The 22,297-nt window shown below is 70.3% G+C and carries 23 protein-coding genes; 11 read left to right on the forward strand and 12 right to left on the reverse strand.

Going from position 1 to position 22,297, the window contains the following annotated elements; all coding sequences use genetic code 11:
* The first annotated feature begins 111 nt into the window (after nt 1–111).
* Complete coding sequence (locus ACQEU1_RS10310; protein WP_433211419.1) at nt 112–2,076, forward strand: DHA2 family efflux MFS transporter permease subunit; 1,965 nt, start codon at nt 112–114, stop codon at nt 2,074–2,076.
* Nucleotides 2,077–2,165: 89 nt separating this feature from the next.
* Entirely contained in the window at nt 2,166–3,299 is a 1,134-nt protein-coding gene (locus ACQEU1_RS10315; RefSeq protein WP_433198725.1) for an endonuclease/exonuclease/phosphatase family protein, read from the forward strand.
* Here the strand turns inward: ACQEU1_RS10315 and ACQEU1_RS10320 are convergent.
* Both ACQEU1_RS10320 and ACQEU1_RS10325 read right to left on the reverse strand, forming a co-directional pair.
* Nucleotides 3,296–3,586: a DUF1905 domain-containing protein gene (locus ACQEU1_RS10320; protein WP_433198727.1), complete on the reverse strand. Its 291-nt coding sequence runs from the start codon at nt 3,584–3,586 to the stop codon at nt 3,296–3,298. The two genes, ACQEU1_RS10315 and ACQEU1_RS10320, sit on opposite strands and share 4 nt — an antisense overlap.
* An 11-nt stretch (nt 3,587–3,597) precedes the next feature.
* The gene (locus ACQEU1_RS10325; RefSeq protein ID WP_433198729.1) at nt 3,598–4,119 is read right to left on the reverse strand and encodes a hypothetical protein; all 522 of its coding nucleotides are present in this window, start codon (nt 4,117–4,119) and stop codon (nt 3,598–3,600) included.
* 85 nt (nt 4,120–4,204) lie between these two features.
* Between ACQEU1_RS10325 and ACQEU1_RS10330 the strand changes: the two genes are divergently transcribed.
* Nucleotides 4,205–4,756, forward strand: coding sequence for a TetR/AcrR family transcriptional regulator (locus tag ACQEU1_RS10330; protein WP_433198731.1), 552 nt, complete (start codon nt 4,205–4,207; stop codon nt 4,754–4,756).
* Nucleotides 4,757–4,761: 5 nt separating this feature from the next.
* Nucleotides 4,762–6,927, forward strand: coding sequence for an MMPL family transporter (locus ACQEU1_RS10335; protein WP_433198733.1), 2,166 nt, complete (start codon nt 4,762–4,764; stop codon nt 6,925–6,927).
* Here ACQEU1_RS10335 and ACQEU1_RS10340 read toward each other — a convergent pair.
* The 5 genes from ACQEU1_RS10340 to ACQEU1_RS10360 all read right to left on the reverse strand — a co-directional run bounded on the left by ACQEU1_RS10340 (nt 6,924) and on the right by ACQEU1_RS10360 (nt 11,451).
* Nucleotides 6,924–7,247 carry a DUF6292 family protein gene (locus ACQEU1_RS10340; protein WP_433198735.1) on the reverse strand — a complete coding sequence of 108 codons (324 nt, stop codon included), beginning with the start codon at nt 7,245–7,247 and terminating at the stop codon, nt 6,924–6,926. The genes ACQEU1_RS10335 and ACQEU1_RS10340 overlap by 4 nt on opposite strands.
* An 83-nt stretch (nt 7,248–7,330) precedes the next feature.
* Nucleotides 7,331–8,092, reverse strand: coding sequence for a TerC family protein (locus ACQEU1_RS10345; protein WP_433198737.1), 762 nt, complete (start codon nt 8,090–8,092; stop codon nt 7,331–7,333).
* Nucleotides 8,093–8,127: 35 nt separating this feature from the next.
* Nucleotides 8,128–9,153 carry a sporulation protein gene (locus tag ACQEU1_RS10350; RefSeq protein ID WP_433198739.1) on the reverse strand — a complete coding sequence of 342 codons (1,026 nt, stop codon included), beginning with the start codon at nt 9,151–9,153 and terminating at the stop codon, nt 8,128–8,130.
* A gap of 28 nt (nt 9,154–9,181) precedes the next feature.
* Entirely contained in the window at nt 9,182–10,213 is a 1,032-nt protein-coding gene (locus ACQEU1_RS10355; RefSeq protein ID WP_433198741.1) for a hemolysin family protein, read from the reverse strand.
* Complete coding sequence (locus ACQEU1_RS10360) at nt 10,210–11,451, reverse strand: hemolysin family protein (protein WP_433198743.1); 1,242 nt, start codon at nt 11,449–11,451, stop codon at nt 10,210–10,212. The genes ACQEU1_RS10355 and ACQEU1_RS10360 overlap by 4 nt, the downstream gene beginning before the upstream one ends.
* 108 nt (nt 11,452–11,559) lie before the next feature.
* Between ACQEU1_RS10360 and ACQEU1_RS10365 the strand changes: the two genes are divergently transcribed.
* Both ACQEU1_RS10365 and ACQEU1_RS10370 read left to right on the forward strand, forming a co-directional pair.
* On the forward strand, nt 11,560–11,955 hold the full coding sequence (locus ACQEU1_RS10365; RefSeq protein ID WP_433198745.1) for a MerR family transcriptional regulator: 396 nt from the start codon (nt 11,560–11,562) through the stop codon (nt 11,953–11,955).
* Nucleotides 11,956–11,988: 33 nt separating this feature from the next.
* A complete protein-coding gene (locus ACQEU1_RS10370) occupies nt 11,989–13,692 on the forward strand; it encodes an IlvD/Edd family dehydratase (protein ID WP_433198747.1) in 1,704 nt (567 codons plus the stop codon).
* Here ACQEU1_RS10370 and ACQEU1_RS10375 read toward each other — a convergent pair.
* Nucleotides 13,689–13,871: a zinc transporter Slc39a7 gene (locus ACQEU1_RS10375; protein WP_433198749.1), complete on the reverse strand. Its 183-nt coding sequence runs from the start codon at nt 13,869–13,871 to the stop codon at nt 13,689–13,691. The two genes, ACQEU1_RS10370 and ACQEU1_RS10375, sit on opposite strands and share 4 nt — an antisense overlap.
* A 113-nt stretch (nt 13,872–13,984) precedes the next feature.
* On the opposite strand from ACQEU1_RS10375, the gene ACQEU1_RS10380 reads away from it, so the two are divergent.
* Genes ACQEU1_RS10380 through ACQEU1_RS10400 form a run of 5 tightly spaced genes read left to right on the forward strand, consistent with a single transcriptional unit; the run spans nt 13,985 to nt 18,979 of the window.
* Nucleotides 13,985–15,550, forward strand: a complete 1,566-nt coding sequence (locus ACQEU1_RS10380; protein ID WP_433198751.1) for an ABC transporter substrate-binding protein — start codon at nt 13,985–13,987, stop codon at nt 15,548–15,550.
* Nucleotides 15,547–16,551, forward strand: a complete 1,005-nt coding sequence (locus ACQEU1_RS10385; protein ID WP_433198753.1) for an ABC transporter permease — start codon at nt 15,547–15,549, stop codon at nt 16,549–16,551. Before ACQEU1_RS10380 ends, ACQEU1_RS10385 begins: the two co-directional genes overlap by 4 nt.
* Nucleotides 16,544–17,428, forward strand: a complete 885-nt coding sequence (locus ACQEU1_RS10390) for an ABC transporter permease (RefSeq protein WP_433198755.1) — start codon at nt 16,544–16,546, stop codon at nt 17,426–17,428. Before ACQEU1_RS10385 ends, ACQEU1_RS10390 begins: the two co-directional genes overlap by 8 nt.
* Nucleotides 17,422–18,324, forward strand: a complete 903-nt coding sequence (locus ACQEU1_RS10395; protein WP_433198757.1) for an ABC transporter ATP-binding protein — start codon at nt 17,422–17,424, stop codon at nt 18,322–18,324. The genes ACQEU1_RS10390 and ACQEU1_RS10395 overlap by 7 nt, the downstream gene beginning before the upstream one ends.
* Nucleotides 18,325–18,346: 22 nt before the next feature.
* A complete protein-coding gene (locus ACQEU1_RS10400) occupies nt 18,347–18,979 on the forward strand; it encodes an ABC transporter ATP-binding protein (protein ID WP_433198759.1) in 633 nt (210 codons plus the stop codon).
* Here ACQEU1_RS10400 and ACQEU1_RS10405 read toward each other — a convergent pair.
* From ACQEU1_RS10405 to ACQEU1_RS10420, 4 genes are all read right to left on the reverse strand, one after another.
* Nucleotides 18,951–19,475, reverse strand: coding sequence for a class F sortase (locus ACQEU1_RS10405; protein ID WP_433198761.1), 525 nt, complete (start codon nt 19,473–19,475; stop codon nt 18,951–18,953). The genes ACQEU1_RS10400 and ACQEU1_RS10405 overlap by 29 nt on opposite strands.
* Before the next feature lies 1 nt (nt 19,476).
* Nucleotides 19,477–20,214, reverse strand: coding sequence for a DUF4397 domain-containing protein (locus ACQEU1_RS10410; protein ID WP_433198763.1), 738 nt, complete (start codon nt 20,212–20,214; stop codon nt 19,477–19,479).
* A gap of 111 nt (nt 20,215–20,325) precedes the next feature.
* Nucleotides 20,326–21,078: a hypothetical protein gene (locus ACQEU1_RS10415; RefSeq protein WP_433198765.1), complete on the reverse strand. Its 753-nt coding sequence runs from the start codon at nt 21,076–21,078 to the stop codon at nt 20,326–20,328.
* Between the two features lie 23 nt (nt 21,079–21,101).
* A complete protein-coding gene (locus ACQEU1_RS10420; RefSeq protein WP_433198767.1) occupies nt 21,102–22,226 on the reverse strand; it encodes a GAF domain-containing protein in 1,125 nt (374 codons plus the stop codon).
* Between the last annotated feature and the right edge of the window lie 71 nt (nt 22,227–22,297).

Here is a 22,297-nt window from a genome sequence, read left to right on the forward strand (position 1 = left end):
CGGCATACGAAGTGCAGTGCACAACGCGCGGCACACGACGCGCGGCACACGATCGGGAGAGCTGCCCTGCGAGGTCGGCCGACCTGCGCGATCATCGCCAGCGTGCCCGAGATGATCGACACCCGCAGGCGGAACCTGGTCGTTGCGGCCGTGCTGCTCGCCATGTTGCTGGCCGCTCTCGACCAGACCATCGTGTCCACCGCGTTGCCCACCATGGTGGCCGACCTCGGTGGCGGCGCGCACCTGTCGTGGGTGGTGACGTCGTACCTGCTCGCCGAGACGATCATGACGGTGCTGATCGGCAAGTTCGGCGACCTGTACGGGCGGAAGAACACCTTCGTCATCAGCGTGGTGCTGTTCCTGGTGGGGTCGTTCTTCGCAGGGTGGTCGGAGTCGATGGGGACGCTCATCGCGTTCCGGGCCGTGCAGGGGCTCGGGGCCGGCGGGTTGATGGTGACGTCCACGGCGATCATCGCGGACGTCGTGCCGCTGAAGGAGCGGGGGAAGTTCCAGGGGTTCGCCGGCGCGGTGTTCGGCATCGCGACCGTGGCCGGGCCGTTGCTGGGCGGGCTGTTCGTCGACCACCTGAGCTGGCGGTGGGCGTTCTACGTGAACATCCCACTGGGCATCGCGGTCGTGCTGGTGGCGCTGTCCGCCCTGCCGACGATCAGGACCGACGGAAAGCCGAAGATCGACTACGCCGGCATCGCGCTGATCGCGCTGGCGGCCACCGGGCTGACTCTCGTCACCAGCTGGGGCGGCACCGAATACGCGTGGACCTCGCCGACGATCCTGTGGATGGCCGCCGGTTCGGTGGTGCTGCTGGTGGCGTTCGTGCTGGTGGAGCAGCGGGCCGCCGAGCCGATGCTGCCGATGCGGCTGTTCCGCAGCCGGGTGTTCACGGTGTCCGGGATCCTGAGCTTCGTGGTCGGGTTCGCGATGCTCGGCGGCATCACGTACCTGCCGATCTACCTGCAGTACGTGCGCGGGGAGTCGGCGACGGCGTCCGGGTTGTGGATGCTGCCGTTGATCGCCGGGCTGATGACCACGGCGTTGCTGACGGGCAACACGATCAGCCGGACCGGGCAGTACCGGCTGTTCCCGATCATCGGGTCCGTCGTGCTCACCGCCGGGCTGTTCCTGCTGTCCCTTTTGGACGCCGGGACGAGCTACTGGGAGATGGGCGCGTTCATGGTCGTGCTCGGCGCGGGCATCGGCCTGGTGATGCAGGTGCCGGTGATCGTCGTGCAGAGCACCACGAACTACAGCGACCTCGGCGTGGCCACGTCCGGCATCAGCTTCCTGCGGACGATGGGCAGCTCGTTCGGCGTCGCGATCTTCGGCACGATCTACGCCAACCAGCTGCCGAAGCACCTCGTGGTGCCGCAGGGGGTCGACCCGCGCGCCATCGCGAGCCCCGCCGCCGTGCACGCGCTGCCGGACGCGATCAGGGCGCCGATCGTCGCCGGGTACGCCGAGACGGTGCAGATGATGTTCCTCATCGCCGCGCCGATCGGGCTGGTGGCGTTGCTGGTGGCGTTCTTCCTGCCGCAGGTGCAGCTGCGCGACACGTCCAGGGCGGCCGCCGCCGGCAACAGCGGTGTCGGCGAGAGCTTCGCGGCGCCGCCGTCGAACTCCTACGACGAGCTGCGCAAGCTGGTGTCGAACGTCGTCGCGCGCTCCGGCGAGGATCCGGGGCCCGCGGTGCTGCGGCGGTCCGGGGTGGACCTGCCGCTGGAACAGGCGTGGCTGCTGGGACGCGTGTACAAGGCGTCGACGGACGACGGCGTGGCGACGCTCGACGAGATCGCCGAGATGACGAAGGTGCCCGGCGGCATCTTCGAACCGACGGCGCAAGCACTCGTGCGCAGCGGGCTGCTCGCGTTCACCGACGACGGCTACCGGTTCACCGACCGGGGTGCCGAGGTGTTCGAGCAGCTCGTGCGGGCGTGGCGGCGCTGGCTGATCGACCAGCTGGAGGACTGGCACGAACCGGACCAGCGCGACTTCGCCCGCGCGCTCGACACGTTCACCGACGAGCTGATCGAGAGCGGGCGGCAGCTCAGCCGCGTCTGAGCGGGGTGGTGGTCTCCACCATCGGCGCAGCGAAAGATCACCCGAGCGGACCAGGGCGAACCCGTTCCTCCACATGCGACCCTGAAGTCGTGAGCACCACGCGAATCGGGTCGTTCAACGTGGAGAACATGTTCGAGCGCCCCAAAGTGATGGGCCGCAACGCGACCAAGCACGCGGCTCCGATCCTGGCCGCCCACGCCCGTTTCAACGAACTCATCGCCGCCGAGACCTACACGCCGGAAGTCAAGGAAGAGCTCAAGGAACACCTGGCGACACTGGAGTTGCTCAGGGGTGACCGGAGCAAGTACGCGATCCTGCGGCGCATCCGGGGCCGGTTCCTCGCGCGCCACCGCACCGGCGAAACCTCAGTCGTGGCAAGCGGACGCGAGTCCTGGGTCGGCTGGGTGGAGCTCACCACCGAACCCATCAGCGAGCTCGCCACCCGCCACACCGCGCAGGTGATGCGCGACGTCCGCGCGGACGTCCTCGGCGTCGTCGAGGCCGAGTCGCGCGAACTGCTGCACATGTTCTCCAGCAGCATGCTCAAGCACGTCGGCTGGACCCCGTACGAGGAAGTGCACCTGATCGACGGCAACGACGAACGCGGCATCAACGTCGGATTGCTGACGAGAGAAGAACATCAGGTCATCACCATCCGAACGCACGTGTACGCGCGGGACACGTCGGGCGTCATCTTCTCCCGCGACTGCGCCGAATACCACGTCCGCACGCCCGCCGGCCCCGAGGTCGTCGTGCTCGTGAACCACCTGAAGTCCAAGGGCTACGGCTCCCCCGGCGACCCGCTCGGTGCCCGCCGCCGGTTCCGCCAGGCCGTCCGGATCGCCCGCATCGTCAACCGGCTGCGCGACGAGGGCCACGAGTACATCGCCGTCGTCGGCGACCTGAACGACACCGCGGACAGCGAGTGCCTGCGGCCGTTGTTCCAGCGCACCGGCCTGCGCGACATCAGCGAACACCCGAACTTCGACTGGAACCACCGCCTCGGCACGTACCGCGGCGTCAACGAGAAGGGCAAGATCGACTACGTCCTGCTCACCCCGGAGCTCTTCGCCAAGGCCACCGGCGGCGGCGTGTTCCGCAAGGGCGTGTGGCGCGGTCCGCGGACCAAGAACCGTTGGGACGTCTACGAAACCATGACCGACGAGGTGCACGCGGCGAGCGACCACGCCGCCATCTACGCCGACATCGACTGGAACGCCTAGAGAAGCTCGACCGTCACCTCGACGGTGTCGCCGGGGCCGACGTCGTTCTTCTTGCGCACGGCGGCTTTGACGGGCAGCACGTAACAGCCCGACTGCTTGTCCGGGAACACCGACGTCGACCACGTGCTCGCCCCGAGCCCGGCGCGGACCTTGACCGCGCCGAAGCCGGGGCCGGGCGCGGCGACGTCGCGGATCTGGTCGGAGACGTCCTCTGGCAGCGTCACGAACGTCCAGGTCTCGGTGGGGCGAGCGTCCCAGATCCACAGCTCCGCGTCGAAGACGAACATCGCCCCATTCTTCACAGAGGCGCGCTGATCCGGAACTCGGCGTCGAACCGGTCGGCGAGACCGTCCGGCGCCCAACGCCGCACGAGGTCCAGGAACCCCAGGAGGTCGCGCCGAACACCCTCCAGGTGTCCGCGGACGTCCGCGACCGGAATCTCGCAGGCGGGCCCGTCCGCGAGTTCGGCGTCCTGCCACAACCGCACCACGCCGTCGCGGAACTCCAGGCCGGGATCGGGGCTGTGACCGAGCCACGGCCGCTCGCCGTCCACGAGCACCAGCCACTGACGCCAGTCCTCCAGCCCGGCGCAGCAGCCGGGCTCCACCTGGACACCCGTCGAGGCGTCCCGCACGCGCAGCCCGCCCGCCATGATCAGGCACTCCTGCTCCAGCAACCCGGCGTACGGCTGCGGGGCGTCCTCGGCACGGTTGTACTCGTCGATGGCCGCGAGCGCGGCGTCGAACGACGAGCGCGACATCTGCCCGGACAGCTCGATGTGACTGCCGGTCACCTCGACCACGGGGCGGAACTCGATCACTCACCCATTATGGTGACGAAGGCCACCGACCATTTCGGTCGGTAAACCTACCGAATCGGTTGGTGAACGCCGTAAAGTCGAGCGCATGCCACGACAGCCCAGGACCGGGGTCGACGAGAAGATCCTCGACGCCGCCGCCGCGCTCTTCGCGCGGCACGGCTTCGAGCAGACCTCGTTGAAGTCCCTCGCGGATGCCGTCGGCCTGTCCAAGGCGGGCCTGCTGCACCACTTCCCGAGCAAGGACGCTCTCTTCGAAGCCGCGTGGGAGCAGAGCCGCATCCTCACCCGGCACGTCCTGGACCTGGTCAAAGACATGCCTGCGGGACCGCAGAGGGACCGCCGCGCATTGGAGCTGCTGGCCGACTACGCGCTCGACCGGCCGGGCATGGTCGCCCTGCTGTTCCGGACGATGACGGCGCCGGGCGAGGACCCGCAGCAGGCGCAGGACGAGCTGCTCCTCAACGAGATGTTCGTCATCGACCCCGCCAACGAACTGCCGCGCGCGATCCGGATCGTCGGCGCGCTGAGTGCCATGGCCGTGCTCACCCTTCTGGCCAACCAGGAGGGTGACAAGACGACGTGGCGCCCCTTGATCCTCGCTACCTGTTACGACGCACTCGGGCACCAGGAGGCCTGACCATCATGGCGAAACTGCTCTACAAACTGGGAATGGGCACCCACCGGCGCCGCCTTCCGGTCGTCCTGATCTGGCTGCTCGTGCTGATCGGCTCCGGCGTCGGCGCGTTCACGCTCGGCGGTGAGACGTCCAACTCGATGTCGATCCCCGGCCAGGAGTCCACGACCGCCCTGGAGCGCATCCAGGAGACGTTCGGCTCGGGTGAGACGGCGACGGCGAAGGTCGTCGTGCAGGCCCCGGACGGCCAGAAGCTGCCGCAGCACGTCAAGGCGATCACCGACCTGGTGGCCGACGAGGCGGCGCTGAAGGGCGTCACGTCCGCGACGAACCCGCTGGACCCGGCCGCGCCGAGCGTCAACAGGGACGTCAACGTCGGCTACAGCACCGTCACCTACGACGTGAAGCCCGGTGAGGTCACCGACGAGCAGCGCGCCGAGCTGACCAGGGCCGTCGACAAGGCCCGCGCGGCCGGGCTGACCGTCGAGGTCAGCGGCACCGCGATGCAGGAGACGCCGCACGTCGGCGGCCCGACCGAGGCCATCGGTGTCGTGCTCGCGCTGGTCGTGCTCGCGCTGACCTACGGCTCGCTCGTGACCGCCGGCATGAACCTGCTGAGCGCCGGCATCGGCGTCGGCATCGGCACGCTCGGCATCACCATCGCGACCGGGTTCATGGACCTGCAGTCGACCACGCCGATCCTCGCGTCGATGCTGGGTCTCGCGGTCGGCATCGACTACGCGTTGTTCATCATCAACCGCTACCGCCAGGAACTCCGCCGCGGCTCCGACGTCGGCCACGCCGTCGCGACCGCCGTGGGCACCGCCGGGTCTGCCGTCGTCACCGCCGGTCTGACCGTCGTCATCGCGCTGGTGGGCCTCGCGATCGCGGGCATTCCGTTCCTCACGCAGATGGGCGTCTCGGCCGCCGCCACGATCGTCGTCGCGGTGCTGATCGCGATCACGCTGGTGCCCGCGGTGCTGAGCCTGCTCGGCCGCCGCGTGCTGACCCGCAAGGAGCGCTCCGCCACCGCCGAGAACCCGGTCGAGCCCAAGGACCGCGGCGTCATCCGCGGCTGGGCCGGTGCGATCACCCGCAACCGCGTCGTCGCGCTGCTGCTCTCGGTCGTGGCGCTCGGCATCGTCGCGATCCCGGTGGCGTCCATGGACACCACGCTGATCCAGCGGCCGCCGGCCGGCTCCACCCAGGAACGTGCCGACCAGATCCTCGCGAAGGGCTTCGGCGACGGCTTCAACGGCCCGATCATCGTCCTGTTCGAGGGCGACGGCGCCGCCGCGACGGCCACCAAGGCGTCCGAGCCGATCGCGAAGCTGTCCGACGTCGCCCTGGTGACACCCGCCCAGCCGAGCCAGGACGGCAAGTCCGCTCTGGTGACCGTGATCCCGAAGTCCGGCCCGGACACCGTGGAGACGGAGAAGCTCGTCGCCGACCTGCGCGCCGAACTGTCCGGTGTGGAGAACGGCAAGGCGTACGTCACCGGCGCCACCGCCGTCAGCGTCGACGTGGCCACGTCGCTCGACGACGCCCTGCCGATCTACCTCGCGGTCGTCGTCGGCCTCGCGCTCGTGCTGCTGGTCCTGGTGTTCCGCTCGCTGCTGGTGCCGCTGGTCGGCGTCCTCGGCTTCCTGCTGACGATCGGCGCGTCGCTCGGCGCCACGGTCGCGGTGTTCCAGTGGGGCTGGCTCGCGTCCGCGGTCAACCTCGACGGCACCGGCCCGTTGATCAGCCTCACGCCGATCCTGGTGATCGGCATCCTGTTCGGCCTCGCCATGGACTACCAGATCTTCCTGGTGTCCCGGATGCACGAGGCGCACCACCGCGGCGCCAAGCCGATCGAGGCCATCACCACGGGCTTCCGCCAGGCGGCACCGGTCGTCGTGGCCGCGGCGCTGATCATGTTCTCGGTGTTCGCCGGCTTCGTCCCCGCCGGCGAGCCGACCGTGAAGTCGATCGCGTTCGCCCTGGCCGTCGGCATCTTCGTGGACGCGTTCGTGGTCCGCATGGTGCTGGTGCCCGCCGCGCTCGCCCTGCTCGGTGAGCGGGCCTGGTGGCTGCCGAAGTTCCTGCGCTGGCTGCCGGAGCTCGACGTCGAGGGCACGGCGCTCGACGAGCTGGAGACGAAGAACAAGAAGGAGCCGGTCTCGGTCGGCTAACCCGCTCGCAGAGGCCGGTCCACGTCGTGGGCCGGCCTTTGTGCTGTCAGCTGACCGCGCACCCAGCGCGCGACCGTGCGCGGTGGAGGTTCGACGGCGCCGGCGAGACGCGCCACGACCGTCAGGTCGGCGCCGTCCTCGACGGCGATCGCCCACCCGCGGCCCTCGGTCCACAGCAGGGCGACGTCACCGGGGTGGCCGGGCACGGTGCCGTCCACCGCGACGTACACCCGCAACGGCTTGAGGTTCTCGACGCACGAGGACTCGCCGCTCAACCCGAGCTCCCGCGTGACCCTCAGTGCGTAGTCCAGCGCTTTCACGTCGCCCTCCGTCCACAAAACCGGGGTAGCAACGCCGACTGCTTGACGCAGAGCGTGGCTACCCCGGTGGGCGGAACGCAAACTCAGTCGGCGCTCTTGACCTCGTTCTTGACGTACGTGCCGTGCAGCTCGACCGGCTTGGCGGTGCGCCGGGCGCGCATGCGCAGGTTCAGGAACTCGACGAACACCGAGAACGCGATCGGCCCGTACACGTACCCCTTCGGGATGTGCTGGTCGAAGCCCTCGGCGATCAGGCTGCCACCGATCAGCAGCAGGAACGACAGCGCGAGCATCTTGACCGTCGGGTGGCGGTTCACGAACTCCGAGATCGCCTTGGCGGAGAACAGCATCACGACCATCGCGACGACGACGGCCGCGACCATGATGCTCAGCTCGTCGACCATGCCGACGGCGGTGATCACCGAGTCGAGCGAGAAGACGACGTCCAGCACCAGGATCTGCGCGATCACCGCGGCGAACGAGACGACCTTGCGCTCCTTGGCGTGATCCGCGCCCTCGAGCTGTTCGTGGATCTCGAACGTGGCCTTGCCGAGCAGGAAGAGCCCGCCCAGCAACAGGATCAGGTCACGCCCGGAGATCTCCTGGCCCCACACCGTGAACAACGGCGCGGTCAGCCCGATCACCCACGCCAGCGACGCGAGCAGGATCAGGCGCGTGACGAGGGCCAGCGAGAGGCCCACGACCTGGGCCCGGCGCCGCTGCTCCTCCGGCAGGCGCCCGGCCAGGATCGAGATGAAGATGACGTTGTCGATGCCCAGAACGATTTCGAGCAGCAGCAGCGTCGCGAACGCGACCCACAGCTCCGGGCTCGTCATCCACTCCATCAACGGGTCCTTTCAGGTCGTGGGCTCGGAACCGCTTACTCGCCCTCGAAGTCGCCGCCGCCGTCGTCCTCGAACATGTCGTCCATCATCTCGCCGACGACCATGCCGCCGACGACACCGGCGGCACCGGCCGCGATGACCGTGCCCATGCCGGGACCGCTGCGGTGGTGGCCGCCGTGGTGCCCGTGGTGGCCGTGCTGGTCGTAACCGTGCTGGCCGTAGCCGGGCTGGCCGTAACCGGGCTGGCCGCCGAACGCCGGGTTGTGCCCGCCGAACGCCGGGTTCGCGTGACCGCGCTGCGCGACCTGCGCGAGCCAGCCGTTGATCGCGGACGCCCAGTCGGTGCCCTGCGCTTCCTGGTGGGAGGCGCGGAAGTGACCGAACGAGTCACCGCCGGACGAGAACATGCCGCCGCGCTTGTCGGCCTCGAGGATCACGTACAGCTCGTGCGGCGAAGCCACGAACGTGAGCTCCACCTGGCTGACCGCGCCGGCGAACTGGCCGGGCGGGAAGAACTCGATCTCCTGGTAGAACCCCAGCTCCTGTGGCACGCCGTGCAACCGGCCCGCCTCGACGTCCGCGCTGCGGAACTGGAAGCCGAGCTGCCCGAACGCGGTGAGCACCGCGTCCTGCGACGGCAGCGGGTGCACCAGGACCGGGTCGAGGTCACCCTTGTCCGGCGCGCCCGCGATCACGAGCTCGGTCCGCACGCCCACGGTCATGCCGGGCAGCTGGCCGCCGCCGACCGCCGTGATCGGGGTCTCCCACGGGATCGGCAGCTGGAACGGGATCGACACGGGCTGACCCGCGGCGACCCGCACGCCCTGCGCCACGACGACCCGCAGGAACTCGGACACGCCGCCGTACTCGTGGTCGCCGTGCTCGACCTCGACGCGGGTGACGAGCGACAGCACGACCTGGCCGATCTCGGCGTCCGCGCTGCCGCCCTGGATGCGCACCTGCCCGGTGACGACCTGACCGGGCGTGGCGTGCGGCGAGTCCAGGACGGTGTCGACAGACGGGCCGCCGACGCCGAACGCGCTGAGCATCCGCTTGAACATGGTGCGTTTCCTCTCTAGGAAACTCCGGTCAGCGGACGCTGACCGGACGGGTGTCGGTTTCGTCCTCGAAGTCGCCGATCAGCTCTTCGAGGAGGTCTTCAAGTGCCGAGATACCAACGGTTTCACCGTCTTCGACCAACGCGAGCTGTGCCCGCGCGTCCCGCATCGCCGTCACGGCCTGGGCCACCGGCATCGCCGCGGGCAGCGTCAGCACCGGGCCCATCAGTTCACGCGCCGACGGGTCCTCGCCGCGGGCCGTGGCCCGCATGGCCTCGCGGATGTGCACGAGTCCGACGTAGCTACCGCGCAGGTCGGTGACCGGGAAGCGCGACCGTCCACACTGGAGGCTGCGCCGCTCGATCGCCCGCGCGGTGGTGTGCTCGGTGACCGTCGACGTCTCCGCGATCGGCACCATCACCTCGCGCACGGTCGTGCGCTGGACCTGGAGCATCCGCGTCAGCAGCCGCTGCTCGGCCTCGGGGATGAGGCCGTGCTCGGCGGACTGGCGCAGCAGCATCCGCAGGTCGTCCGGCCGGTGCGCCTGCGCCAGCTCGTCCTGCGGCTCCACCTTCAGCATCCGCAGCAGGCCGTTCGACACCGCGTTCAGTCCACTGAGGAGCCAGCGGACCGAGCGGGCGAACGCGCGGAACGGCAGCGCCAGGATCAGCGCGGACTTCTCGGGGTGCGCGATGGCCCACGACTTGGGCGCCATCTCGCCGACGACCATGTGCAGGAACACCACCAGCACGAGGCTGATCGTGAACGCGATGCCGTAGGCGAACGCGTCCGGCAGGCCGGTCCACGCCAGCGCCGGTTCCAGCAGGTCCGCGACGGCCGGCTTGGCCAGCGCGCCGAGACCCAGGGTGCACAGCGTGATGCCGAGCTGCGCGCCCGCGAGCATCAACGACAGCTCGCGGACACCGGCCACGGCGGCACGGGCCGCCCGGGACGTCTCGGCGGCCTGCTCCAGCCGGTGCCGCTTCGCCGCGATCAACGCGAACTCGGCGGCCACGAAGAAGCCGTTCAACGCCAGCAACAACACGGAGATCGCGATGCTCATCGGGACAACACCACCGTGTCGGGGACGTTGCGCGCGACGGTGGTGACCACCAGGCGCACTCCGTTCATCTCGATCTCGTCACCGGCCTCGGCCACGCGGCCGAGCTGGTGCAGCACCAGGCCCGACACCGTGTCGTAGGCGTCGTCTGCGGGCAGCTCCACGCCGGTCGCGTCCTCGACCTCGTCGAGGCGCATCCGGCCGGGCACGCGCCAGTCGTCACCGATCTTCTCGATCGCGGTGGCCACGTGGTCGTCCTCGTCGTGGATCTCGCCGACGAGCTCCTCGGCCAGGTCCTCCAGCGAGATCACGCCGGCGAACCCGCCGAACTCGTCGACCACGCAGGCGAGCTGGCGGCGTTCGGTGCGCAGCCGTTCGAGGACCGCGGGCAGCGGCAGCGTCGCCGGGACGACGAGCGCGGGCGAGGCGATCTTCTCGATCTCCGTCGTCGACCGCTGCTCGGGGTCCAGGGTCAGCACCTCGGCGAGCCCCACGACACCGCGCAGGTCGTCGAGGTCGTCGCCGACCACGGGGAACCGCGAGTTACCGGTGTCCAGCAACGAGACCACGCGCGAGGCGGGTTCGTCGAACCGCACGGTGTGGACGTTCACGCGGGGCGTCATCGCCTGTTCCGCGACGAGCCCGCGGAACCCGATGCCGTGCTCCAGCAGCCGGGTCAGCTCGGGGTCCAGGTGGCCCTGCTCCCCCGCGTCTCCCACGATCTGCTTGAAGTCCTCCGGCGTCGCGCCCTGCGGCAGCTCCTCGACGGGCTCGATGCCGATCGCGCGCAGCAGCCGGTTCGCCGCCGCGTCGAACAACCGGATCACCGGGCCGGCGATCTTGAGGTACACCAGGGTGGACCCGCTCAACGCGAGCGCGAGCTGTTCGGGCCGGGCGATCGCGAGGTTCTTCGGCAGCAGCTCACCGAGCACCATCTGCACGAACGTCGCGAAGGCCAGCGCGATCACCATGGAGCCGGGGATGCCGAGGCCCGCGCCGAGCAACGGCTCGGCCACGTAACCCACGAGCAGCGCCGTCACCGTGATGCCGAACTGGGCACCGGACAGCATGAACGAGAGCTTCTGCGTCACGCGGATGGCACGTTCGGCGGCCTTCGAGCCGCCCTCGGCCAGCTGCTGCAAACGGCCGCGATCGACCGCCATGTACGCGAACTCCTGGGCAACGAAGTACCCGGTGGCCACCGTCAGCACCACGATGGCGAGCAAGCCGGATGCGATCAACAAGGCGCACCCGGCCCAGTACTACAGCCGTCTACATCGGCTTCTTCAGGCATGTTTCCAACAGTAGCACGTAGCACTGTATGGTTTGCGGGACGGGAGGTGATCGTTGTGTCCGAAGCGCTGCTGAAGATCGGTGAGCTCGCCGCACGGGCGGGCGTGAGCATCCGCACCGTCGACTACTACACGACGCTCGGCCTGATCAGCCCCGCCCAGCGCACCGCCTCCAACTACCGCCTCTACCGCGCGGACGACGTGGAACGCATCCACCTCGTGCAACGCCTGGAGGTCCACGGTCTTCCCCTGGAGGACATCGCCCGCGCGTTCACCGCGGGTCCGGCCGACACCGCGGCCGTGCTCGGGCAGATCGACATGGACCTGCGCACGTTGCAGGAGTGCGCGGACGCGGCCTCGCCGGAGATGCACGGACTGCTGTCGGTGATCGCCAACCGGGTGCACTCGCTGATCACCATCGCGCTGCAGCTCCCGCCCGACCTGCCGATGTAGTTAGCTTCGGGGTGACCACCGAGGAGGCGCCCCGTGGGACTTCGCAGCGAGCAGTGGTACGCCGGTGACGACCGCAACGCCTACATCCACCGCGCCTGGATGCGCCGCGGCACCCCCGACGACGCCTTCCGCAGACCGCAGATCGCCATCGCCAACACCGCCTCCGACCTCACGCCGTGCAACGCGCACCTGAACGAGGTCGCGCGGTCCGTCTCGAACGGTGTCTACGAGGCCGGGGGCATCCCGCTCAACCTCCCCGTCGTGTCACTCGGCGAGACCAACGTCCGGCCCACCGCGATGCTGTGGCGCAACATGGCCGCGATGGCGGCCGAGGAGATGTTGCGCGCCAACCCCGTGGACGGCGTGGTGCTGCTCGGCGGCTGCGACAAGACGATTCCGGCGTTGCTGATGGCCGCCGCGTCCGTCGACATCCCCGCGGTGGTGGTGCCGGGCGGGCCGATGCTCACCGGCACGTTCCGCGGCACTCCCCTGGGCTGCGGCACGGACGTGTGGCGGCTGTCGGAGGAGGTGCGCGCGGGCACGTTGTCGCAGGAGGCTTTCACACGCTCCGAGTCGGCGATGATCCGCAGCCGGGGGCACTGCAACACCATGGGCACCGCGTCGACGATGGCGCTGGTGGCGGAGGCGCTCGGCACGGTCGTGCCCGGCGTGGCGGGGACTCCGGCGGCGGACAGCAGGTTGCTGGAAGCCTCGCACGGCACCGGAAAACTCGTCGTCGAGCTGATCGAGAGGGACCGCAGGCCCAGCACGTTCCTGAGCAAGGCGAGCTTCCACAACGCGATCGTGGCGCTGGCGGCGATCGGCGGGTCGACCAACGCCGTGGTGCACCTGCTCGCGATCGCGGGCCGTCTCGGCATCGACCTGACGCTGGACGACTTCGACCGCATCGGCTCGGGCGTGCCGCTGCTGGTGGACCTCCAGCCCGCAGGCCGGTTCCTGATGGAGGACTTCCACCGCGCGGGCGGACTTCTGGCCGTGCTGAGGGAAGTGCGCGACCTGCTCGACCCGGACGGCGTCACGGTCACCGGACGCCCGCTCGTCGACCACCTCGACGACGCGCCGATCTGGGACCCCGAGGTGATCCGCGCGCGCTCCGAGCCGATCATCGCCGAGGGCGGGATCGCGGTGCTGCGCGGCAACCTGGCGCCGTCCGGGGCGTTGATCAAGCCGGCGGCGGCGTCCGCGCACCTGCTGCGGCACCGGGGCAGGGCCGTGGTGTTCGACAGCATCGAGGACTTCCACGCCCGCGTCGACGACCCCGATCTGGACGTGGCCGCGGACTCCGTGCTGGTGCTGCGCGGGTGCGGGCCGCGCGGCTATCCGGGCATGCCGGAGGTGTCGAACATGCCGTTGCCGAAGAAGCTGCTGGAGCAGGGGGTGCGCGACATGGTCCGCGTCTGCGACGGCCGGATGAGCGGAACGGCCTACGGCACGGTGGTGCTGCACGTGGCACCGGAGGCGGCGGCGGGCGGGCCGCTCGGGCTCGTCAGGACCGGCGACGTGATCGTGCTCGACGTCGAGAACCGGCGGATCGACGTGGAGGCGCCGGACTTCCTCGAACGCTCCCCCAGCGCCGCGATGGCGGAGGCGTTCGCGTCACCGAAACGCGGCTGGGAACGGCTTTACGTCGACCACGTGCTGGGCGCGGACACCGGAGCCGACCTGGACTTCCTGATCGGCTCCAGCGGTAGCGAGGTCACGCGCGAATCGCACTAGTGCGAATGGTCGTGCTCCTCGGTGTGTCCCGCGTCGTGCACGTGCGTGTGTGAGTGCGTCGAACCGCCGTGCGTGTGGGTGTGCTCGTGCTCCACGTGGTCGTGGGCGTGCTCGCCGTGCGGGTGCGTGTGAGTTACGTCGCCGTGGGTGTGTTCGTGAGTGTGTACGCCGCTGGTCATGACGGAGATGCTGGCACGCCTCTGACCTGCGCGCAGTGATGCAAGGTATTGCTTGTTGCAAGTTCATTGCTGTTAGCTGCACCCGGCAAGACGGACTTCCGGGGAGGAACTGCATGCGGCGAGCGGCTTTGGTGGTCCTGGCGCTGGTGGCGGGGTGCACCTCACCCGACGGCGCGACGACCGCGCCGGCCACGTCGATCGTGATCGGCGCCGGCAGCGAACCGGAGAACCTCAACCCCGTGCTCGGGTACGCCCCGGACGGCGCGGCCAAGATCTTCGACGGGCTCGTCACGCGCGACGCCTCGCTCACGCTGAAGCCGTCGCTCGCGGAGGAGCTGCCCACCGCGTCGGCGGACGGCCTGACGTGGACGGCCAAGCTGCGCAAGGACGTCACGTTCTCCGACGGCACCCCGCTGACCGCCGACGACGTCGTGTTCACCTACAAGTCCGTGGTGGACAAGAAGGTGAACTCCACGATCGCCTCGCGGCTCGACGCGCTGGCCGACGTCGTGGCCGTCGACCCGGCCACGGTGAGGTTCACGCTCTCCTACCCGTACGCGCCGTTCGCGCAGGTGCTCGCGCTCGGCATCGTGCCCGCCGCGAAGCTCGCCGGCACCGACATCAACAGCGCGCCGTTCAACACGGCCCCGGTCGGCACCGGCCCGTACACCGTCGCCGAGTGGCGCAAGGGCGACCGGATGGTGTTGAAGGCCAACGAGAAGTACTTCGGCGGCGCACCCGCCATCAAGTCCGTGACCGTCGTCTTCGTGCCGGACGACAACGCCCGCGCGACCCGCATGGCCGCCGGCGAGTTCGACGGCACGGTGCTGCCGCCCAAGCTCGCCCAGACCTACCGCGACCGGTCCGGGTACAAGATCGTGCAGAACCCGTCGGCGGACTACCGCGGTCTCGGCATCCCGTCCGAACTGCCGCTCACGTCGTCGCCGCAGGTCCGGCGCGCGATCAACCTCGGCATCAACCGCCAGGCCATGATCGACGCCGTGCTCGCCGGGTCCGGCAAGCCCGCCTCCACGCCGATCTCGCCGTACCTCAAGGACTGGTATGACGAGGGGTCGTCGTTCTCCTACGACGTCGCGGAGGCCGAGAAGCTGCTCGACGAGGCCGGATGGCGCAAGGGCGCGGACGGCAAGCGCGCCAAGGACGGCCAGCCCGCACGGCTGCCGGTGCTCTACCCCGCGCCGGACGTGCTGCGCAAGGAGCTCGCGCTCGCCACGGCGTCCGACATCGCGAAGCTCGGCATCGACGCGCCGGTCGAGGCCACGACGTTCGAGATCATGCTGCAACGGCAGAAGGAAGCGGCCTCGGTGTGGGGCGGCGGCGACCCGTACGACCCCGACACTGCCGCGTACACGCTGCTGCACTCGCGGTACGCGGGCCAGCAGGGCTACGTGAACATGACGCTGTACAAGAACTCCACTGTGGACACCGCGCTCGACACGGCGCGCCGCAGCCTCGACCCGGCCGCCCGCAAGAAGGCCTACGGCGACTTCCAGCAGGCGTACGCGGCCGACCCCGCGTGGGCGTTCCTGGTGTTCCTCGACCACACCTACGTGCTGCGCGACAGGTGGAACGGCCAGGAGACCCAGGTCGAGCCGCACGACCACGGCCTCGTGCACGCCGTGTGGTGGAACATCGAGCGCTGGACACCCAAGTCGTGACGCGGGCCGACCCTCTTTCGAGGGGCCTCGCCCGGTCGATCGGCCTGTTCGCGTTGCGGCGCCTGGCCTTCGCGGTCCCGGTGCTGCTGGTGGTGAGCTTCGCGTTGTTCGTGCTGGCGAAGCTCAGCCCGTTCGACCCGGTCGAACGCTACTTCGGCGTGCGGATCATCGGCGCCTCCCCGGAACGCGTGGCGCAGCTGCGCGAGAACTGGGGCGTCGACGAACCCGTCGTCTCCCAGTACTGGGCCTGGCTCCGGCACGCCGTCACGGGCGACCTCGGCGACTCGTTGTCGTTGCAGCAGCCGGTGTCCGCGGTGATCGGCGACCGTCTCGGGTGGACGGTGCTGCTGGTGTCGGTCGGCTTCACGCTGGCGTTGCTGCTCGGGCTCGTCCTCGGCACGCTCGCGGCGTGGCGGCAGGGCTCGTGGCTCGACCGGTCGATCACCGGCGGCTGCTACGCCCTGGAGGCCGCGCCGGTGTTCTGGCTCGGGCTCGCGGTGCTCTACGTCTTCGCGTTGCAGCTGCGGTGGTTGCCCGGCGGCGGCGTCACGACCGGCGCGGAACCGCCGTCCGTCGGCGGGGTCGCGGTGCACATGGTGCTGCCGGTGGCCGTGCTGGCGATCTCGCAGGCGCCGTGGTTCGTGCTGTTCGTGCGGCAGAACCTGCTCGAGTCGTTCACGCAGGACCACGTGATCGGCGCACGGGCACGCGGCCTGCCGGACCACCTCGTGGTGTCCGGGCACGCGCTGCGCACGTCGCTGCTGCCGTTCCTGACGCTGCTCGGCGCCCGGCTGCCGGAGCTGATCACCGGCGCGTTGCTGGTGGAGACCGTGTTCTCGTGGCCGGGCATCGCGCGGGCGACCGTGGAGGCGGCCCTGAACGTCGACTTCGCGCTGCTCGGCGCGCTGACCGTGATGGCGACGGGCGTGGTGCTGCTCGGCAACCTGCTGGCCGACGTCCTGTACGCGCTCGCCGACCCGAGGGTGGCGCTCGATGGCTGACCTGACCTGGCGGCCCGCCCCGCGCAGCCGCCTCACCGCCGCGTCGCCGCCCCGCTCGCCGAAGTGGCGGCTCCTGCCGTCCGCGGTCGTCCTCGGACTCGTCGCGGTGACCGTGTTGATCGTGCCGTTGTTCGTGCAGCTCAACGAGCAGTACGTCGACCTCGCCATCGCCAACCGGCCGCCGTCCGCCGCGCACCTGTTCGGCACCGACGAACTGGGCCGCGACGTGCTGCTGCGCTGCGTCTACGCGCTGCGGGTGTCGTTGACGGTCGGCGTGGTCGCGGCGTTGATCTCCGCGGTCGTCGGCACGGCCGTGGGCGCGCTCGCGGGATCGGTCGGCGGCTGGTTCGACCGGATCCTGATGCGGGTGGTCGACGCGATCGCGTCCGTGCCGCACCTGTTGCTGGGCATCGTGATCGTCGCGATCCTGCGGCCGAGCCTGCACGCCGTGATCATCTCGATCGCGCTGACCCACTGGCTGACGGCCGCCCGGATCGTCCGGTCCGAGGTGTTGTCGTTGCGCACCAGGCCGTTCATCGACGCGGCGATCGTCGGCGGCGCGTCCCGGCTCCAGGTGCTCACCCGGCACCTGCTGCCGAACGTCGCCCCGCAGGTGCTGCTCGCGACCACGCTGATGGTGCCGCACGCGGTGTGGCACGAGACGGCGTTGTCGTTCCTCGGTCTCGGCCTGCCGCCGCACGCGGCCAGCATCGGCAACATGATCAACGACGCCCAGCGGTCGCTGCTGCTCGGCGGCTGGTGGATGTCGCTGGCACCGGGCCTGATGCTGATCATCACGACCCTGGCGGTGTCCGGGATCAGCGGCGTGTGGCGGGACCGGCTGAACCCCAAGCGGCGCACGGAGCTGACGTGGTGAACCTCGAGATCGACCGGGTGTCCGTGCGGTTCGCGCTGAAGGGCGCGACCGTGCGGGCCGTGAACGACGTGTCGTTGCGGATCAGGCCGGGCGAGTGCGTGGCGCTGGTCGGCGAGAGCGGCTGCGGCAAGACGGTGCTGGCGTCGGCGCTGCTCGGGTTCCTGCCGGGCAACGCGGAGACCTCCGGCAGCGCGCGGCTCGGCGACGTCGACCTGCTCGCGGCCACCGACCACGAACTCGCCACGACCGTGCGCGGCCGGAAGATCGGCCTCATCCCGCAGAGCCCCGCGAGCCACCTCACGCCGGTGCGCACGGCCCGTTCCCAGCTCGAAGAGGCCGCGCGGGTCCTCGGCGGGGACGCGTCGCAGGCCGCCGAACGGGCCGGGCTGCTGCCCGAGCACCTCGACCGCTACCCGCACGAGCTGTCCGGCGGCATGGCCCAGCGCGTCGCGAACGCCCTCGCGCTGGTCGGCAACCCGCCGTTGCTGATCGCCGACGAACCGACCACGGGCCTCGACCGCGACCTCGTGGAGGGGCTGCTGGACGAGTTCCGCCGGCTCGTCGACGACGGGCACGCCGTCCTGCTGATCACGCACGACCTGGCCGCCGCGCACAAGGTCGCCGACCGGATCGCGGTGATGTACGCGGGCCGGATCGTGGAGGTCGGCCCGGCGCACGAGGTGCTGGACAACGCACGGCACCCGTACGCCCGAGGGCTCGCGAACGCGTTGCCGGAGCGGGACTTCCTGCCGATCCCCGGTCAGCCTCCCCTGCTCACCGACCTGCCGGCGGGGTGCGCGTTCGCCCCGCGCTGCGACCAGGCCACCGCCGTCTGCGAGGAACGACCCGTGCTGACCGACGACCCGCACGCCGTCGCGTGCCACCTGCCGTGCTGACCGACGACCCGCACGCCGTCGCGTGCCACCTGCCGTGCTGACCGGGACCGGTATCACCGCCGGTTACCGCACGCCGGTGATCACCGGCGTCGACCTCACCGTCCACCCCGGACAGACCGTCGGGCTGGCCGGGCCGAGCGGGTCCGGGAAGTCCACTTTGGCCCGTGTGCTCGCGTTGCTGCACAAGCCGTTCGCGGGGACCGTGGAGATCGACGGCGAGACGGTCACCGGGTTCCGGTTCCAGGCCCGGCAGCGCACGAAGATCGGCGTGCTGTTCCAGCAGCCCCGGTTGTCGGTCGACCCCCGGTTCACGTTGCGCCAGGCCATCGCGGAACCGGGTGGCGACCGCGTGGACGAGCTCGCCGACCTGGTGATGCTCACCGACGACCTGCTGGGCCGCCGTCCGCACGAGGTCAGCGACGGCCAGCTGCAACGCGCGTGTCTCGCGCGGGCGTTGGCGTTGAAGCCGCGCTACCTGATCTGCGACGAGATGACGACGATGCTGGACGCGTCCACGACGGCCGCGCTGGTCGGCGTGATCCGCGCGTACCAACGTGAGTCCGGCGCCGGAGTTCTCGCGATCTCGCACGACGCCACGCTGCTCGGCCGGTGGGCGGACGAAACTGTCAGACTTTCAGCACCGCGTCCACGATGACGTTGTTCCGGTAGCTGCCCGCGACCCGGTCGAAGTCGCCGCCGCACGTCACGAGCCGCAGCTCGGACAACGACGTCGGCCCGTACACGGCCTCGGTCGGGAACGCGGTCTTGTCCGTGGTGTGCGTGCCGCTGACGACGAACGTGAGCTTGCTGCCGTCCTCGCGCTCCACGAGCACCTCGGCGCCGGGCTGCAGCTCTGGCAGCCGGAAGAACACCCCGGGCCCGGTCTTCGAGTCGACGTGCCCGGCGATCACCGCCGGACCGGCGTCTCCCGGCGCGACGCCCTTGGCGTACCACCCGGCCTTGTCCGCGCGCGTCGGCGGCTCCAGCACCCCTGCCGAGTCGACCTTCAACGCCTCCAGCGTCGTGTCGACCCCGATCGACGGGATCAGCACCGTCACCGGTTCCGGCACCTCGTCGCCGCCGGGCCCCTTGACCACGTAGATCAGCGTGACCAGCACCGCCACGCCCATCAGCAGCTTGCCCTTGGCCATGTCAGCCGAACCGGAACAACCGGCCGCGCACCGCGAACATCGCGACGCCGACGATCAGCGCGATCACCAGCGCGGTGAGCCAGTCCCAGCCGCCCGCCATGCCGCCGAACCCGGTCTCCTGCCCGCCGCTCGGCACCACCACCGCGCCCTTGGCGTCGGTCCGCAGCTCGATCCGCCGCGCGTTGACCAGCAGGGAGTAGACGCCACCTGCCTCGAGCGGGGTGTCGAGCTTCGTGGAGTCCTTGCCGCGCTGGAGCACCTCCAGCGCGTCCGTGCCGGGAGCCACGAGGACGTAGCCGGTCGACGAGGTCGGCTGCACGCCGCGGTGCACCATCGTGGTGCCGCGCTGCAGGTCCGTCTCCGCGTCGCCCGCGTTGATCACCCGGATCCGCGCCTGGCCGTTCGGCGGCTGGCTGACGTCGTCCTCCAGCGTCCTCATCGTGGACGCCATGTCGATGACCGTGTACGCCTGGCCCGCGGTCGCCCGCACCGTCACGGACCGCAGCAGCGGGCTCCCCGGTTCCGACATGCGGAACTCGACGACGTGCTCCCCCGGCTCGACCCGGCGGTAGTCCCAGAGCTGGGCGAAGTCGAGGGTGCCGAGCTTGTCGCCGTCGAGGACGGCGTCGACCCGCGCCTGGTCCATCGAGAAGTGCCCGAGCCGCAGGTACGTGCCCGTCGCGGCGTGCGCGGGCGTGGCGGAGAGCAGCAGCAACAGCACAACGGCCAGCACTCGCACCTGGACCCTCCCCTCACCGGACGCCCTCTAACGATAACGCGCCTGATCAGCGTCCAGTGAGGTTCGGTCCCCCGACCTGGGGTGATGTTCAGGTGAAGTCCCGGTTCACCGTCACCCCGCGCGCAGGAAGCGGTCCGTGACGTCCTCGCCGTCCGGCAGCACCGCGAACAGGTCCACCGGCGTCCGCTGCGACACCAGCTCGCTGCGCTTCTGCCGCTTGAGCTTGTCCCTCGCGACCACGACCTGCTCGCTCGGCGCCGACAGCACCAGCACGGGCACCGCGCCCTGGGCGACGTGCGCGCCCACCCGGTCGGCGTGCCCGCGCCCGAACTTGAGCACCCTGCCGTACCGGACGAGGTAGAGCAGGGACGTGTCGCCGCGCAGGCGCTTGAGGCGGCTCACCTCGCCTGTCTCGTCGTCGCGGCCCCACGTGCCGTGCGACTTCGTCAGCCACCGGTACCCGGTCCAGGGCAGGCCGTGCACGTCCGTCGCGAGCACCGTCCAGCCCGGCCGGAAGTACTTGGCCAGGCGGATCTTCACCGTCGTCGCGGCGAGGAACTCCGAGTTCTCCCGCCAGGTGCCGTCGAGCTCCAGCCGGTGCGCGATCTTCTGCACGGCCGGGTCCGGCACCGACCTGTCGTCCAGGCACACCAGGCACCTCGTGCGCCAGCCGGCGCCGCACGAGCGCGCGACACCGCACCAGCCGCACTGCTGGATCTGCACCTCGGCGCCGCCCGGCCGGTCGTGGAGGAGTTTCATCTGGTCCGCCACCACCCGCAGGCACGGCCCGCACAAAGCACACCACGCGACCTCGGTGACCTCTTTGCGCGGCAACCGGGTCATGCAGTTGATGCACTGCTTCACTTTGCCTCCCCTTGTGGGAAAGCCTATTCCAGCGCCCTTCGCAGGCGCGAGGAGACGAGCGCGTGACGAGGGTCGGTCACCGGGAGCAGCAGGTGCAGGCGTTCGAGCACCTCGACGTCGTCCCCGCTGTCCGCGAACGACAGCAGCGCGTCGAGATCTCCCCGCTCCAGCACTCCCCTGCGCACCGCGGCGGCGAGGTCCACCCGTTCCTCTCGGACCACGGGCGCGTCCGAACGGGGCAGCAGATCACCGCTGTAGTGCCGGGTGGCCTCACCGGCGTTGCCCGACCTGAGCGCGCTGCGCACGTCCAGGAAGTCGCCGCGCACCACCGCGTCGAGCCGGTACGGCCTCGTCAACAGGACACCACCGAGCTGCGCACGCAGCCTGTGCAGCTCCGCGCGGACCGTGGTCGGGTTCCCACGTTCACCATAGAGCAACAACGCGAGTTGTTCCGCCGTCAGTCCCTTGGGGTGCAACGCGAGCGCCGTCAGCACCTCGGCGTTGCGCAGGGTCAGCGCGAGCGGCCGCCCGTCGAGGTCGGCGTGCAGGCCGTTGAGGAAGTTCAGCGTCAGCACGTGCTGCCGGGGTGCGAACTGCCGCAGGTGGTGCGTGGCGAGCTGGGCGGCGGCGGACACGAGGTGCGCGACGGCCGGGTGCATGGTCTTGAGCGGCCCGCTGACGTCCACCACCCCCAGCAGCAACCCCGTGTGGGGGTCGAGGATCGGGCTCGCCGCGCACGTCCAGCCGTGGTAGGTGCGCACGAGGTGTTCCCGCGAGTGCACGGTGACGGGGCGGCCGGTCGCGAGCGCGGTGCCCATCGCGTTCGTGCCGATGACGTCCTCGCTCCAGCGCGAGCCCTCGGTGAGGTGGACGCGTTCGGCGGTGTGCCGCACTCCGTTGTCGCCCTCGCACCAGAGGATGGTGCCGCGGGTGTCGGTGACGATCATGATCGTGTCGTCCATCGACAGCGTGTTCCTGAGCAGCGGCACGGTGTGGGCGAGCGGGTGCGCGCCGCGCAGGTCCGCGATCTCGTCGGGCGCGTAGACCACCGGGGCCTCGTGGCGGTCCGGGTCGACGTGCGCGGCGAGGGAGCGCCGCCACGACTCGAAGATCACCGGACGTGCGGCACCCAGCTCCACTGGGTCCATCGGTCCAGGATGCAGGCCGTACCACGTGGGCGGCAAGCCTGCCGTTAGTCCTTTCGGATGCAACGTGGGTG

It is taken from the genome of Lentzea sp. CA-135723 (genome assembly GCF_050936595.1).
Taxonomy (GTDB): Bacteria; Actinomycetota; Actinomycetes; order Mycobacteriales; family Pseudonocardiaceae; genus Lentzea.